The sequence below is a fragment of the Terrabacter tumescens genome (assembly GCF_014646815.1).
In the GTDB taxonomy this organism is placed as follows: Bacteria; Actinomycetota; Actinomycetes; order Actinomycetales; family Dermatophilaceae; genus Terrabacter; species Terrabacter tumescens.
This window is the reverse complement of sequence record NZ_BMNZ01000001.1, coordinates 142,294-155,459: the sequence shown is the minus strand read 5'-3', so window position 1 is coordinate 155,459 and position 13,166 is coordinate 142,294. Positions and strand designations below refer to the sequence as shown.

The window sequence follows — 13,166 nt, the reverse complement described above, 5'->3', positions numbered from 1 at the left end:
AGGGGCAGCACCAGTGCGTGCTACTCGTGCTGGACTCCGAGGTGTCGTGCCACCGCGCTCACGTCGACCGCGGCCTGCAGGCGCAGGGCACGTCCGAACGCCTTGCGGCGCACTGCCAGCTCGAAACAGTCGGGGGTCGGGTGCATCCATGCACCGCGTCCCGGCATCCGGTGCCGAGGGTCGGGGCGGAGCGTGACCGGGGGGTTGCCTCCGGCGTCTCCGTCCGTCACCGCGACCACTCGCAGCAGGGCCGACCAGCTATCCATTCCTCGACATCCCACACAGGTGCGGGACGGCTCAGCACGGAGTCCAGTCCGGTCGGCCACAGACAAGTCTACCGCGTCCGGGCGGCCGCCCGCTCCATGGGGGCCGCCTCCCGGCCGCTCAGACGTCGTCAGGGGTGGTCCCGGCGCCGCCACGGGGGCCGGACGCGGCCCCGGCCTCGGTGTCGGGCCGGATGTCGATGCGCCACCCGGTCAGCTTGGCCGCGAGGCGGGCGTTCTGGCCCTCCTTGCCGATGGCCAGGCTGAGCTGGTAGTCCGGCACGACGACGCGTGCCGCGCGGGCCGCCGCGTCGACGATCTCGACCGACTGGACCCGCGCCGGCGACAGCGCGGCCGCCACGAAGGTGGCCGGGTCGTCCGCGTAGTCGACGATGTCGATCTTCTCACCGCGCAGCTCGGTCATGACCGCGCGCACGCGCGCCCCCATCGGGCCGATGCAGGCGCCCTTGGCGTTGACCCCGGCGACCTTGCTGTGGACCGCGATCTTGGTGCGGTGCCCGGCCTCACGGGCCAGCGCCGCGATCTCGACGGTGCCGTCGGCGATCTCGGGCACCTCGAACTTGAACAGGGTGCGCACGAGGTTGGGGTGGGTGCGGCTGAGGCCCACCTGGGGCCCCTTGGGGCCGCGCTTCACGCTGACGACGAAGCACCGCAGGCGCTCGCCGTGGACGTACTTCTCGCCCGGCACCTGCTCGGCGAGCGGCAGGATCCCCTCGACGGTGCCGAAGTCGACGAGGACGTTCCGGGGGTCCTGGCTCTGCTGGATGATGCCGGAGATGACGTCGCCCTCACGGCCCTTGAAGTCGCCGAGGATCGCCTCGTCCTCGAGGTCGCGCAGTCGCTGGACGATGACCTGGCGGGCCGTCGATGCGGCGATGCGTCCGAAGCCCACCGGCGTGTCGTCGAACTCCGGACCGGGCTCGCCGCGCTGCGGGCGCTCGCCCTCCTCCGTCACGGGGAGCAGCTCGCCCTCCTCCCGGGCCCACACGATGACGTGGCCCGTCTTGCGGTCGAGCTCGACGCGGGCGATGCGCTGGCTGCCGTCGGTGCGGTGGTAGGCCACGAGCAGCGCCTGCTCGATGGCCGGGATGAGCACGTCGAGGCTGATGTCGCGCTCCCGTTCGAGGGCGCGCAGGGCTGCGAGATCGATGTCCATCAGTGGTCCCCTTCCAGGGCGGACGTCTCGTCCGATTCGTCGGTGTCGGGGTCGGCGTCGGTCTCGACGTCCGTCCCGAGGTCTGGGTCGGTGCCGGCGTCGGACCGCTTGAACTCGACCTGCACGGTGCCGCGGTGCACGGTGTCGAGCTCGAGGGTCAGCCGTCGCGCCGGCATCTTCTTCGTCGCGGCGACCTCGAGGGTGAGCGAGTCGGCGCCCACCTCGACGAGGCGGCCGGTGTCGCTGCCGCCCTGGTGGGCGACCTCGACGAGTCGGCCGACCTGGCGCCGGAGCTGGTCGCGCGAGGTGAGGCCACGGCCCACGCCGGGCGAGGACACCTCGAGGACGTAGGGCGCCTCGCCCATGACGTCGCTCGCGTCGAGCTCGTCGCTCACGGCCCTCGTCGCGTCGGCGACGGCGTCGAGCGACAGCGGCGGGACGGCGCTGGTCGTGTCGGCGACGTCGAGGTCGGCGATGTCGGAGTCGACGAGCACGCGCACGAGCCGCCGCTTGCCGGCGGGCGAGACGGAGACGTCCTCGACGACGAGCCCGAGGGGCGCGAGCACCGGCTCGAGCGTCGCTCTGATCTCCTGGGCCGTGCTCATCAGTCGACGCCTCCTGCTCTTCTCGAATGTCCGGCGCCGACACCCCGAAGGGCACGACGGACGCCGCGTGGCCTCCACTCTATCGGCGCCGGGGCGTCGTCGCCGACCGCCGGCCGCGTGCGAAGATCTCGGCATGGACGGCGACACCCGTGGACCCGGGTCACGGGTGATGGACGGCATGGGTCGTCCGCCTCGGCGTCTCTTCGCGCTGGGAGCCGGCGCAGCCGCCCTCGCCGTGCTCGTCGACCGGGGCCTTCGCCTCGACGTCCCGCCGCCTCCGCCGCCGGTGCCGACCCGGCGCCCCGCTCCCAACGAGGCCCTCCTGCTGCATGCCGTGGCCGACCTCTCGCGCGTCGTCGCGGCGGAGACGTCCGTCCTCGCGGGCGAGGCCGGCGGCGCCCTGGTCCGGCAGCTGCGCACGGTGAGCCGCGAGCAGCTCCGGGTCCTGCGCGGACGCCTGACCAACGCGGGCGTCCCGACCGCCGTCATTGCCGCAGCCGTGGCGCGGGGTCCGAGCGCGTCCCCGTCAGCAGCCCCGACAGCAGCCCCGACGGGCACGCCCACACCCGGGAGCACGGCCAGCCCCACCACCTCGGGGACCCCCGAGGCCGGTGCGCCCGTGCGCACCCGCGCGGAGCTGGCCGCGCTGCTCGACTCGCTCGACCGGGACGACTGGGCCGAGCTCGCCGCCGCGACGGCCGGCACCCGCGACCTGCTGGCGGCCGTCTGGTCCGAGCGCCTGGCCGGCGCCGTGCTGCTGGGCCGGGAGGTCGTGCTGGCCTCGCCCAGCACCGCCCGGCCAGCCGTGGTCGCCCGCACCCAGCCACTCGTCTACGCCTTCGAGGTCGTCGCCGCCCAGAGCGTCGGGGACCAGCGGCAGCAGGCCGAGGACACCCTCGAGGCCCTCGTCCGCCTCGAGATCGCCGTCTCGGGCACGAGCTCGACGACGCCCGCCGGCTGGGCCCTGCCCCATCCGGTCACCAGCCCGGACGCCGCCCGCCGCCTCGCGACCGAGACGCTGTCGTCGGCGCTGGACGCCTCGACCGAGCTCATGGGGACACGCCCTGACGCGGCCACCCTCGAGGACGTGGCCCGCTGGAGCGCCCACCTGCAGGCACTCGCCGTCGACTGGCGCGTGCCCCTGACCGCCTTCCCGGGAGCCTCGGCATGAGCTACGACCCTATGTACGACCTCATCCCCGCCCACTTCGCCCATGCCGTCAGCGCCTACGAGCCCGACGGGCACGAGTCGGGTGACGACTGGCTCGACGCGCTCCCCGGTCTCATCCGCGACCTGCTCGCCGAGTGGGAGCTCGAGCCCATCGGTCGCAGCTCGAGCGGCGTCTGCGCCGTCGCCATCCCGGTGCGCCTCCTCGGCGCGGGACGTGACGTCGTCGGGGTCAGCGGCGAGGGGGTCCTCAAGATCTCCTGGCCCCACCGCGAGGCGGCTACCGAGCATCTCGCCCTGCAGACGTGGAACGGCCACGGCGCCGTGCGCCTCGTGCGCGCCGATCCGTCGCGCTTCGCGTTGCTGCTCGAGCGGCTGCACACCCGAGACCTGACGCGTGTCGACATCGACGAGGCGTGCGGGGTCATCGGCGACCTCCTCGGCGTCCTGCGGCGACCGCCACACCCACGCGTCCCCAGCCTCACGGCATACGCCCTCCGTCAGGCCGACGAGCTGCGCGCCGCACCCGCGGTGCTGCCGCGTCGCTACCTCGACCAGGCGGCGGCACTCGCCAAGGAGCTCACCGACCGCGCACCGTCCGAGGACCGCCTGCTGCACACCGACCTGCACTACACGAACGTGCTCGCCGCCTACCGCGCCCCCTGGGTGGCCATCGACCCCAAGCCGATGGCCGGCGACCCCGCGTTCGAGGTGGCGCCCGCGCTGTGGAACCGCGCCGACGAGCTCGGCACGGGATCGGAGGTGCGGTGGTCCCTGCGCCGACGCCTCGAGATCATCTGCGAGCGGGCCGGTCTCGACGAGGGACGCGCCCGGGCGTGGACCATCGTCCGAGAGGCCGACAACGCCCTCGACGCCGCCGAGGGGCTCGCCGCGAGCCCGGCCGACGACGCGTGGGCGCACGACCGGATCAGCCTCGCGGTGACGATCATCAAGGCGATGAACGACTGACGTCGGGGCCCGTCGCGACCGTGCGCGACGGGTCGGATCAAATCGTTTCGACTCCGACGGTCGGACGCCGTAGCCTGTGTCGCGCTCCCCCCTTCGTTGTCGAAAGGCACTCGCATGCCTCGCCTTGCCATGCCCACCTCCCGCGACCGTCGCGCGGCCCCGCCGACGCCGGCCCGCGAGATCGCGCGCATCGCCGTGCCGGTGAGCATGGAGTTCGTCCTCATGCTGGTGCTGAACTTCGTCAACCAGATCGTCGTGGGCAGCCTCGGCGCCACGGCCATCGCGGCCGTCGGCTTCTCCAACAGCCTGACCTTCATCCTCGCCGTGACGCTCGGCTGCCTCGGGACGTCGGTGAGCATCCTCGTGGCCCGTGCGCACGGCGCTGGGCGGCGTGACGCCCTCGACCACACCGTGACGGCGGCGCTGCTCGTGGCCGTCGGTCTCGGTGTCGTCGTCTCGCTCGTGCCGTGGTTCTTCGCCGACCACCTCATGGGTCTCGTCGGCGCGTCGCCCTCGGTCGCCGCAGCGGGCACCGACTACTTCCGGCTCACCGTCCTCGCGACGCTGCCCGTCATGCTGAGCGCGATCCTGTCGGGCGTGCTGCGCTCGGCCGGACGGCCGACGAGCCCGATGATCGCGACGATGGTCACGGTCGTCGCCAACTCGGTGATCGCGTACTCCCTCGTCGTCGGCCTCGGCCCGCTGCCCTCGCTCGGCGTCGCGGGCGCCGGCTGGGCCACCCTCGTCACCGCCGTCGCCAAGGCCCTCATCCTGCTGTGGATGACCTACGGTCGCCACGGCGTCGTGGGCTGGAGCCTGCCCGACAGCCTCCGCCAGTGGCGGGCCGTCATCGTGCCGCTGTTCGTCCTGGCCCTGCCGCTCGGCGTCACCGAGCTGTTCTGGACCGTCGGGACGTTCCTCTACAACGTCGTCTTCCAGCAGCTCGGCGACGAGGCGCTCGCCGCCGCCCAGATCGTCACGACCCTCGAGGGCGTCTTCGTCGTCGGCAGCATCGGCCTGATGAGCGCCACGACGACCCTCGTGGGTCGTTCGGTCGGGCGCGGGGACGTCGCCGACGCGATGGCCTGGGTGCGCCGCCTGACGCGCGCCGGCATCGGGACGGCCGTCGTCTTCGGCGTGCTCTTCGCGGTGTCGGTGCTGCTCCTCGACGTCCTCTTCGGCGAGGCCGGTCGCGACGTGCGCACGATGGCCGGCGTCGGCATCCTCATCAACGCCGCCTTCCAGGTGGTCAAGGTGCGCAACATGATCGTCGGCGCGGGCGTGCTCCCCAGCGCGAACGACGTGCGCGGCGTCATCATGGGCGACGTCGTCGGTGCCTTCGCCATCGGGCTGCCGCTCGCCGTGGTCCTCGGGCTGCACACTCCGCTCGGCTACGTCGGGATCTTCGTCGCGCGCATCCTCGAGGAGCTGGCCAAGCTCGCGATCTTCACCTGGCGCGCCAAGCGGGTGCGCTGGGACGTGCTCGTCGCCAAGGCGGCGCGACCGGCCAGCCCCGCACAGCCTCAGGACGTGACGACGAGCTCCTGACGCATGCCGCTCGCGTAGTGGTTCTGCAGGTTGCAGACCAGCTCGTAGTGGCCGGGCGGCAGGGTGAGCGTGACCCAGCCGACGCTGCCCGACGTGATGCCGTCGCCCTCGCCGGCCGCGCACGAGGCCGACGCCTCCCCCAGGCTCCCGGCCTCGTCCACCGTGCCGTCGGACCGGACGACGCGCTGACCCGCCTCGGCCCCGGGGGCCAGCGGCAGGACGACGAGCTCGTGGGTGCGCCATCCGGTGTTGTCCACCACGATGCTGACCCGACCGGTGCGGACCGTCGTGGGCGCTGCGCTGAGCAGCATGTGCGAGCCCATCGGGGCCACCCCGCCCATCATCCGCGACATCCCCATGTCGACGAGGGTCACCATGACGCGTTCCGCGGCCAGGTCGGTGGGGGCGGCGCACGACAGCGGCGCCGCCAGGTGCGCGCCCGGGGTCGGCGTCGCGCGCAGACCGTTCATGCCGCCACCCATAACACTGCCCATGCCACTGCCGGGGGTCATCGACACGGTGGTCGTCGAGCACCCGGCGAGCACCACGCCGGCTGCGAGCGCGGTCGCCCAGCCACGACGCCGACCCCGGTTGCGAGCACGTCCTGCCATACGACGAACCTAACCCCGGGGGGTATGGTCGGCGCCCGGTTGTGACGCACCAGTCGTCCGTCTCCGGCCGGCGTGCGCGAGAGTGGATCCATGCCCAACCGCCTCGGAGCCGCCACCAGCCCGTACCTGCTGCAGCACCGGGACAACCCGGTGGACTGGCAGGAGTGGGGCGAGGAGGCCTTCGCCGAGGCCCGCGCGCGCAACGTGCCCGTCCTGCTGTCCGTCGGCTACGCCGCCTGCCACTGGTGCCACGTCATGGCGCACGAGTCGTTCGAGGACGAGGCGGTGGCCGCGGCGCTCAACGAGCGCTTCGTGTCGGTCAAGGTCGACCGCGAGGAGCGACCCGACATCGATGCCGTCTACATGTCCGCGGTGACCGCGACCACGGGCCACGGCGGGTGGCCCATGACGGTCTTCCTCACGCCCGAGGGAGAGCCGTTCTTCTGCGGGACCTACTTCCCGCGTGACCACTTCCTGCGCGTCCTGACCGCGCTCGACGAGGCGTGGCGCACCCGTGAGGAGGAGGTGCGCGCGTCGGGCACGCACATCGCGACCAGCCTGGCCGACGCCCTCCAGCCCCCGAGACCGTATGCCGTCGAGCCCCGCGCGCTGTCCGGCGCCGTCGACCTGCTGGCCCGGCAGTTCGACCGCACGGCAGGCGGATTCGGGGGCGCCCCCAAGTTCCCACCGTCGATGGTCCTCGAGTTCCTGCTCCGGCACCACGCTCGCACCGGGGAGACCTCGTCCCTCGAGATGGCGTCCCGCACGCTTGAAGCAATGGCCCGCAGCGGCCTCTACGACCAGCTCGCCGGGGGCTTCGCGCGCTACGCCGTCGATGCCGGCTGGGTCGTGCCGCACTTCGAGAAGATGCTCTACGACAACGCCCTCCTGCTCCGCGCCTACACGACGTGGTGGAAGGTGTCCGGCGCCCCCCTGGCCCGACGGGTCGTCCTCGAGACGGTCGACTTCCTCCTTCGCGACCTCGCGACCGGCGGGGGCGGCTTCGCCTCGTCGCTCGACGCCGACGCCGACGGCGTCGAGGGGCTGACGTATGCGTGGACGCCCACGCAGCTCGCCGACGTCCTCGGCGACGACGGGCCCCGTGCGGCAGAGCTGTTCGGCGTCACGCCGGAGGGCACCTTCGAGCACGGCATGTCGACCCTGCAGCTCAGGTCCGAGCCCGGCGACCGCGGCTGGTTCGACGACGTCCGCTCCCGCCTCCTGACGGCCAGGGCCGCACGGCCGCAGCCCGGGCGCGACGACAAGGTCGTCACCTCGTGGAACGGCCTCGCGATCGGTGCGCTCGCCGATGCCGGTGCCGCGTTCGACCGGGCGGACTGGGTGCGGGCTGCCTCCGCCTGCGCCGCGCACGTGCTCGACGTCCACGTCGTCGACGGCGAGCTGCGACGCGCCTCCCGCGACGGTCGCGTCGGCGCGGCCCGGGCCGTGGCGGACGACCACGGCAACCTCGCTGAAGGACTGCTGGCGCTCCACCAGGTCACCGGCGACGGCCGCTGGCTCGACGCGGCCCGCCAGGTGCTACAGCTGGCCGAGGACTTCGCCGCCGACGACGGCGGCTTCCACGACACGGCCCGCGCCGCCGAGCCCCTCTACCTGCGTCCACGCAGTGCTGCCGACAACGCGGAGCCGGCGGGGCAGTCCTCTCTCGCGGGGGCGCTCGTGACCCTGGGCGCAGTGACCGGGGACCCCGAGGCCCTCGACGCCGGCGCCCGGGCGACCGCCGCCGGGCTCGGCCTGGCGGTCCGCGAGCCCCGCTTCGGCGGCTGGTCCCTCGCCGTCGCGGAGGCACTCGTCTCGGGTCCGTTGCAGGTCGCGGTCGTCGGCTCCGGGGCTGACGCCGACGCCCTCGAGCGGGTGGCGCGGCGCTCCCCCAGCCCGGGACTCGTCGTCGTCCGCGGCGCGTCGGATGCGCCGGGGGTCCCGCTCCTCGCCGGACGCCCGCTCGTGGACGGCCACCCGGCGGCATACGTCTGTCGTCACATGGTGTGCGAGCTGCCGACGACGGACCCCGAGGTGCTCGTCGAGCAGCTGCGGGCCGGCCGGCCATCGGCCGACGGGTGAGGCGCGAACCGCCCATCTTGCGGATCTGTTCGGCCAAACCCGTGCATTCTGCAAGAATCGCCGCATGATGGGCTCCGCACGCACCGCAGTCGTCGTCGAGGACGACGACGACATCCGTGAGCTCATCACGCACAGCCTGACGATGCAGGGCTTCGCGGTGTCCACCGCGTCGTCCGGGCAGGCCGGTCTCGAGCTCGTCGTCGCCACGGACCCCGACCTCGTCACCCTCGACCTCGGGCTCCCGGACCTCGACGGCATCGAGGTGTGCCGCCGGGTCCGCGACGTGAGCCAGGCCTACGTCGTCATGATCAGTGCGCGCACCGACGAGATCGACCGCCTCATGGGCCTCGAGATCGGCGCCGACGACTACCTCACCAAGCCGTTCAGCCCTCGCGAGCTCCAGGCCCGCGTCAACGCCATGTTCCGCCGTCCCCGCACGGGAGGGTCCAACGGCGCCGCCGACGGAGCCGGCCCTGTCGCCCCGGTCCCGGCTCCTGCCACGGAGGGTGCGCCCCGAGCGGCGGAGTCGAGCGTCGACGCGGAGCACCCGCTCGTGCGCCACGGCCGCATCGCGGTCGACCCGGAGGGTCGCGTCGTCACGGTCGACGAGCAGGAGGTCGACCTCACGCGCACCGAGTTCGACCTGCTCACGACCCTGCTCAGCGCTCCGCGCCGGGTGTGGTCGCGTGCGGTGCTGCTCGACAGCCTCTGGGGGCCGGGATGGTCGGAGGAGCACCTCGTCGAGGTGCACGTCGGCAACCTGCGCCGCAAGCTCAGCCGCCTGGGCCCGGACGGCACGCGCGCCCCGATCCGGACCGTCCGCGGCGTGGGCTACCGCATGGAGGAGCCCGACGCCTTCTGACGTCCGGGCGGGCCGGGCCCGGCGCCCTTGGAGCGGCGGACGGGGCGGAACACGTCAGACTGATGGACCGGTCAGACCGGGCTCTCGACGGCTCCGTCGAGGTGCTCGCACAGCGCTTGGCGCGCTCCCGTCGCGAGAGCGAGCATCGAGGCACCGCGCTCGCGCGCCAGATCGTGCTCGCCGCGGCGCACGGCGTCGATGACGCACCGGACGGCCGACTCGAGCCGGACGAGTCCGACGGTGGCCGAGGAGACGCGAAGGCTCAGCAGGACGTCCATGGCGGCGACCTCGTCGCGGCGGTCCAGAGCGGTGGCGGCGCGTGTCAGTCGCGCCTCGAGCATCCGCAGGTAGGTCTGTGCGATGGAACGGGCGAGCTCTTCGCTCTCCAGCTCCGAGGCGAGGCGCGTCAGCGCGCCCGGGTCGAGCTCCTCTGCCGTGAGTCCGGGACAGACCGGGCCCACGAGCAGCTCAGCGGCCACGTTCGGCGCCGATGACGCCTCGGGCGGGGGAGCTCTCGCGGCGCGGACGCCCTGCGACGAGCTGGATCGGGGCGGGCCGGCCTCCCACCAGGTGGCCCGCCCCGTTCCTGCTACCTCCCCCCCACGGAGTCCTCGAGTGGGCCCGCCGTCCGGGGCGGGCGCCGGGGCCGCGCTCCTTCACTGCAGGGTCAGTGTCGGTGGTGGCGGTCATGGCGCTCCTCTCCCCGGATCGGCGGGCACTCGCCCGAAGGTCTCTGTGTCAGCCGGCGGTCCCCCGACCGCTCCTGCTGACAGAGACGACTCTGCCGGGCCAACTGCAAGGGCCGAAGCCCGTCGCACGCATGGTTTGCGCAAGAAACTCGCAAGCCCGTTCCGCTTCGCTACGCCGTGCTCCTTTTGTCCTTGCGCCTCGGACTCAGAGGGCGGTGGAGAGGTAGTCCGTGGCGCTCGTGGCGAAGGCCTCGCTCGTGCGCTCCGAGCCGACGAAGAGCGCTGTCGCCCAGATGTCGGCCCACAGCAGAGTGGGCCCCGTGACGGTCACCGACCCCAGGCGCCCGACGAGCTCGCGCGAGTGCGGGTCGTAGAGGTGCGCTCCCCGCGCCGCGGTCCCGGACGTCGCCACCGCTCCCCGCGCGAGGGTCAGGGTGCTCGCGATCCGCTGCCGGTCGAGCGGGTCCTCGACACCGACGCGCCACACGATCGCATCTGGCCCGGTCGTAGGCATGTCGGGGTGGGCGCCGATGAGGATGTCCCCACCGGCGTTGATGCAGAAGGAGATCCGCTCGAGCGACCGCATCGGCACCGAGGCGCGGTCGACGGCCCACCCCTTGACGAGGCCGGTCGGGTCGAAGGCGAGGTCGCCGTCACCCGTGGGCAGGAGCGTCGTGAACGCTCCCTTCGTCACGACCTCGGCCTCCTGCCCGATGCGCAGCGCCTCCTCGACGAGCGGGCTGCACTGCGACACCTGGACCTCCTCACGGCGCAGGCGCATGAGGTCGGAGTCGTCGCGGTAGGTCGAGAAGATCGAGTCCATCTCGCGCAGGATCCGGAAGGCCTCCGCGACGGCCTGCTGCGCCTCGGGCCGGTCGACGTCGTCGCCGCGCAGGTGGATCGAGATCGGCATCCCCATGATCTGCTCCACCCAGGCGCGCCGGGCCGGCGCGGGAGCCGCGCCCGGTTGCGCGGGCAGCGGGGGACGTATGCCCTGCACGGGCTCCAGGGGCTGGAGCGGCAGGACGGGCTTGGTGGAGGGGACGGGCTGGCTGGGGGTCGCGGGTCGGCTCATGGTGGGCTCCTCGGTCGCCTGTCTCAAGAGTGCCTCACAGGTTGGCCTGGTCGATGGCGGACTGCAGGGACTGGGTGTAGCCGTCCCACGTGTAGGTCGCACCGGACACCACGTCGATCCGGGCCGACTGGGCGGCAACGGCCTCCTGGTTGTAGACCGGGACGGCCTCGGAGTTGATCATCTGGTCGTGACGGTCGTTCCACGGGACCTGGAGCACCTCGGCCGCGGTGATCTTGCCGTCCTTGACGGTGATCTGGACCTGGACGTTGCCGTAGCGCGTCATGACCGCGTCACCGGCGTACGTCTTGGTCGCTGACGACGAGCCGGACGAGCCGGACGAGCCCGACGAGCCCGACGAGCCGCTCGGCGTCGCGGAGGTGCCGGTCGGCTGCTGGCCCGAGGAGTCGGTCGCCGACGCCGACGAGGATCCCGACGTGGAGCCGGTGCTGTCCGAGGTCTTGCTCGTGGTCGTCACCGTCCGGGTCTCGGCTGCCACGAGGGCGGAGGAGCTGCGCGAGGTGCTGTAGCTGAAGAGGAGGACGAGCACGGTCAGGGTGCTCATGGCCCAGAGGACGATGCGTCGCATTGGGGGCTCGATTCGTTCGGGGCGGATGCGGGGCGGATGCGGGGGCGTACGTCGCGTCGTCGCGGGTCCGCTCGGGTCGAAGGGTCAGTAGGTGAAGCGTTCGTGGTGCACGGCCTCGGGCGGCACGCCGGCCTCGTGGGCGGCGGTGATGACGGTGTCCATCCAGGCGGGGTTGCCGCACACGTAGACGTCGCGCTCGGCGATGTCGGGCACGATCCGGGTCAGGGCCTCGGCGTCGGTGAGGTGGCTCGACTCGACGGGCAGCCAGCTGGCACGCTCGCGGTTGCGGTGGCCGACGACGGCGACGACGCGGCCGCCCTTGGCGCGGGTGAGGTCGAGCAGCTCGTCGGCGAGCACGATGTCGGCCTGGCTGCCGACGCGGTAGATGACGACGACGCCGTCCGGTGCTGCTGGCAGCTCCTCGAGGAGGGCACGCAGCGGGGTGATGCCGATCCCGGCGCCGATGAGCACGGCCTTGTCGCGCGTGCGGACCCCGGCGTGAAGTCGTCCATAGGGCCCTTCGACGACGACCTTGGTGCCGGGCCGGAGCGTGGCGAGCCGGGCGCTGGAGGATCCGACGGCCTCGGCCGTGATGCGGAGCGAGCGGCCGTCCGGCGCGGCGGACAGGGAGTAGGGGTTGCCTCGCGTCCAGCCCGGACCGTCGAGGAAGCGCCACTGGAAGAACTGACCGGCGCGGACGGGCAGTCGGTCGAGTCGGCGCCCCGTCATGACGACCGACGTCACGGTGGGGGTCTCGGCGACGACCTCGGAGACCACCAGGCGGTGGCGACGGGACCGGACGAGCGGCAGCCCGATGCGGTAGACGAGGACGGCGACGAGCGCGAACGCGTACAGCCCCCACCAGAAGACGGTGGCCGTGACACTCGACGTGAAGTCCTGTCCGGTCCACAGCTGGTGCGGCAGGGCGAGCCCGGCGCCGAGGTAGGCATAGAGGTGCAGCAGGTGCCACGACTCGTAGCGCAGCCTCGCGCGCGCCTTCTTCACCGAGGTCACGACGACCATGACGAGCGCGACGGTGCCGGCGAGGGCGAGGAGCATGCCCGGCGAGTGCAGCACCTGGTCGACGAACGTCGCGATGACGCCCAGGTCGGTGCCGGCGCTGTAGCCGACGGTCGTGAGCACGATGTGGGCGACCATGAGGTTGAACGAGGTGAAGCCGACGAGCCGGTGCACGCGGGCGAGCTCGTCCTGGCCCCAGGCCTGCTCGACGAACGGGATGCGCGCCATGAGCAGCACCTGCAGGAGCATGAGCACCGAGGCGACGAGACCCGTGAGGCGACCGATGTTGATGAGGCTCTCACCGAGCGTGCCGAAGGCGGTCAGTCCCCCGCCGGCCACCCAGAGGGCGACGACGAACAGCGTGACGCCCCAGGCGAACACGGCGGACGCGTCCCGCAGCCAGCGGGGCGTCGGGGCGAGGGCCTGGCGCCGCGACGCGGCCGGCACCGAGAGGTCGCGGCTCTCGGAGAGGGCGAGTGAGGTCATGGCACTCAGGTTCGGCGCAGATCCTG

General features: G+C 72.9%; 13 protein-coding genes. 5 read left to right on the top strand and 8 right to left on the bottom strand.

Annotation, left to right across the window (positions count from 1 at the left end; translation table 11 throughout):
• Window positions 1-20: 20 nt before the first annotated feature.
• From IEY30_RS00740 to rimP, 3 genes are all read right to left on the bottom strand, one after another.
• Window positions 21-266 (bottom strand): YlxR family protein, encoded by a 246-nt coding sequence (locus IEY30_RS00740; protein ID WP_229674773.1) that lies wholly within the window; start codon window positions 264-266, stop codon window positions 21-23.
• Between the two features lie 118 nt (window positions 267-384).
• Window positions 385-1,440 (bottom strand): transcription termination factor NusA, encoded by a 1,056-nt coding sequence (gene nusA / locus IEY30_RS00735; protein WP_043415654.1) that lies wholly within the window; start codon window positions 1,438-1,440, stop codon window positions 385-387.
• Window positions 1,440-2,045, bottom strand: coding sequence for a ribosome maturation factor RimP (rimP, locus tag IEY30_RS00730; protein WP_030146581.1), 606 nt, complete (start codon window positions 2,043-2,045; stop codon window positions 1,440-1,442). The genes nusA and rimP overlap by 1 nt, the downstream gene beginning before the upstream one ends.
• A gap of 133 nt (window positions 2,046-2,178) precedes the next feature.
• On the opposite strand from rimP, the gene IEY30_RS00725 reads away from it, so the two are divergent.
• The 3 genes from IEY30_RS00725 to IEY30_RS00715 all read left to right on the top strand — a co-directional run bounded on the left by IEY30_RS00725 (window position 2,179) and on the right by IEY30_RS00715 (window position 5,729).
• Window positions 2,179-3,216 carry a DUF4439 domain-containing protein gene (locus IEY30_RS00725; RefSeq protein ID WP_156035065.1) on the top strand — a complete coding sequence of 346 codons (1,038 nt, stop codon included), beginning with the start codon at window positions 2,179-2,181 and terminating at the stop codon, window positions 3,214-3,216.
• Window positions 3,213-4,181, top strand: coding sequence for an aminoglycoside phosphotransferase family protein (locus tag IEY30_RS00720; RefSeq protein WP_030146583.1), 969 nt, complete (start codon window positions 3,213-3,215; stop codon window positions 4,179-4,181). Before IEY30_RS00725 ends, IEY30_RS00720 begins: the two co-directional genes overlap by 4 nt.
• 114 nt (window positions 4,182-4,295) lie before the next feature.
• Window positions 4,296-5,729, top strand: a complete 1,434-nt coding sequence (locus tag IEY30_RS00715) for an MATE family efflux transporter (RefSeq protein WP_229674772.1) — start codon at window positions 4,296-4,298, stop codon at window positions 5,727-5,729.
• On the opposite strand, the gene IEY30_RS00710 is transcribed toward IEY30_RS00715, so the two are convergent.
• Window positions 5,705-6,340 carry a hypothetical protein gene (locus IEY30_RS00710; protein ID WP_081920290.1) on the bottom strand — a complete coding sequence of 212 codons (636 nt, stop codon included), beginning with the start codon at window positions 6,338-6,340 and terminating at the stop codon, window positions 5,705-5,707. The genes IEY30_RS00715 and IEY30_RS00710 overlap by 25 nt on opposite strands.
• 90 nt (window positions 6,341-6,430) lie before the next feature.
• Here IEY30_RS00710 and IEY30_RS00705 point away from each other — a divergent pair, with 90 nt between their 5' ends.
• Window positions 6,431-8,422 (top strand): thioredoxin domain-containing protein, encoded by a 1,992-nt coding sequence (locus IEY30_RS00705; RefSeq protein ID WP_030146586.1) that lies wholly within the window; start codon window positions 6,431-6,433, stop codon window positions 8,420-8,422.
• 64 nt (window positions 8,423-8,486) lie between these two features.
• Window positions 8,487-9,284, top strand: a complete 798-nt coding sequence (locus tag IEY30_RS00700) for a response regulator transcription factor (RefSeq protein ID WP_030146587.1) — start codon at window positions 8,487-8,489, stop codon at window positions 9,282-9,284.
• 71 nt (window positions 9,285-9,355) lie between these two features.
• On the opposite strand, the gene IEY30_RS00695 is transcribed toward IEY30_RS00700, so the two are convergent.
• The 4 genes from IEY30_RS00695 to IEY30_RS00680 form a co-directional block, all read right to left on the bottom strand.
• Window positions 9,356-9,763 carry a hypothetical protein gene (locus IEY30_RS00695; RefSeq protein ID WP_030146588.1) on the bottom strand — a complete coding sequence of 136 codons (408 nt, stop codon included), beginning with the start codon at window positions 9,761-9,763 and terminating at the stop codon, window positions 9,356-9,358.
• Between the two features lie 415 nt (window positions 9,764-10,178).
• Window positions 10,179-11,048 carry an FAD:protein FMN transferase gene (locus IEY30_RS00690; RefSeq protein ID WP_081920291.1) on the bottom strand — a complete coding sequence of 290 codons (870 nt, stop codon included), beginning with the start codon at window positions 11,046-11,048 and terminating at the stop codon, window positions 10,179-10,181.
• 34 nt (window positions 11,049-11,082) lie between these two features.
• Entirely contained in the window at window positions 11,083-11,610 is a 528-nt protein-coding gene (locus IEY30_RS00685; RefSeq protein WP_308423742.1) for an FMN-binding protein, read from the bottom strand.
• Between the two features lie 108 nt (window positions 11,611-11,718).
• Complete coding sequence (locus IEY30_RS00680) at window positions 11,719-13,140, bottom strand: ferredoxin reductase family protein (protein WP_030146591.1); 1,422 nt, start codon at window positions 13,138-13,140, stop codon at window positions 11,719-11,721.
• Window positions 13,141-13,166: the final 26 nt, after the last annotated feature.

Bases quoted from the DNA above. Each gene is read 5' to 3' on its own strand.
- IEY30_RS00705 (WP_030146586.1), top strand. From the start codon at position 6,431: ATGCCCAACCGCCTCGGAGCCGCCACCAGCCCGTACCTGCTGCAGCAC.
- IEY30_RS00740 (WP_229674773.1), bottom strand. From the start codon at position 266: ATGGATAGCTGGTCGGCCCTGCTGCGAGTGGTCGCGGTGACGGACGGA.
- IEY30_RS00690 (WP_081920291.1), bottom strand. From the start codon at position 11,048: ATGAGCCGACCCGCGACCCCCAGCCAGCCCGTCCCCTCCACCAAGCCC.
- IEY30_RS00700 (WP_030146587.1), top strand. From the start codon at position 8,487: ATGATGGGCTCCGCACGCACCGCAGTCGTCGTCGAGGACGACGACGAC.
- IEY30_RS00685 (WP_308423742.1), bottom strand. From the start codon at position 11,610: ATGAGCACCCTGACCGTGCTCGTCCTCCTCTTCAGCTACAGCACCTCG.
- IEY30_RS00710 (WP_081920290.1), bottom strand. From the start codon at position 6,340: ATGGCAGGACGTGCTCGCAACCGGGGTCGGCGTCGTGGCTGGGCGACC.
- IEY30_RS00725 (WP_156035065.1), top strand. From the start codon at position 2,179: ATGGACGGCGACACCCGTGGACCCGGGTCACGGGTGATGGACGGCATG.
- IEY30_RS00720 (WP_030146583.1), top strand. From the start codon at position 3,213: ATGAGCTACGACCCTATGTACGACCTCATCCCCGCCCACTTCGCCCAT.
- IEY30_RS00715 (WP_229674772.1), top strand. From the start codon at position 4,296: ATGCCTCGCCTTGCCATGCCCACCTCCCGCGACCGTCGCGCGGCCCCG.
- IEY30_RS00680 (WP_030146591.1), bottom strand. From the start codon at position 13,140: ATGACCTCACTCGCCCTCTCCGAGAGCCGCGACCTCTCGGTGCCGGCC.
- nusA (WP_043415654.1), bottom strand. From the start codon at position 1,440: ATGGACATCGATCTCGCAGCCCTGCGCGCCCTCGAACGGGAGCGCGAC.
- rimP (WP_030146581.1), bottom strand. From the start codon at position 2,045: ATGAGCACGGCCCAGGAGATCAGAGCGACGCTCGAGCCGGTGCTCGCG.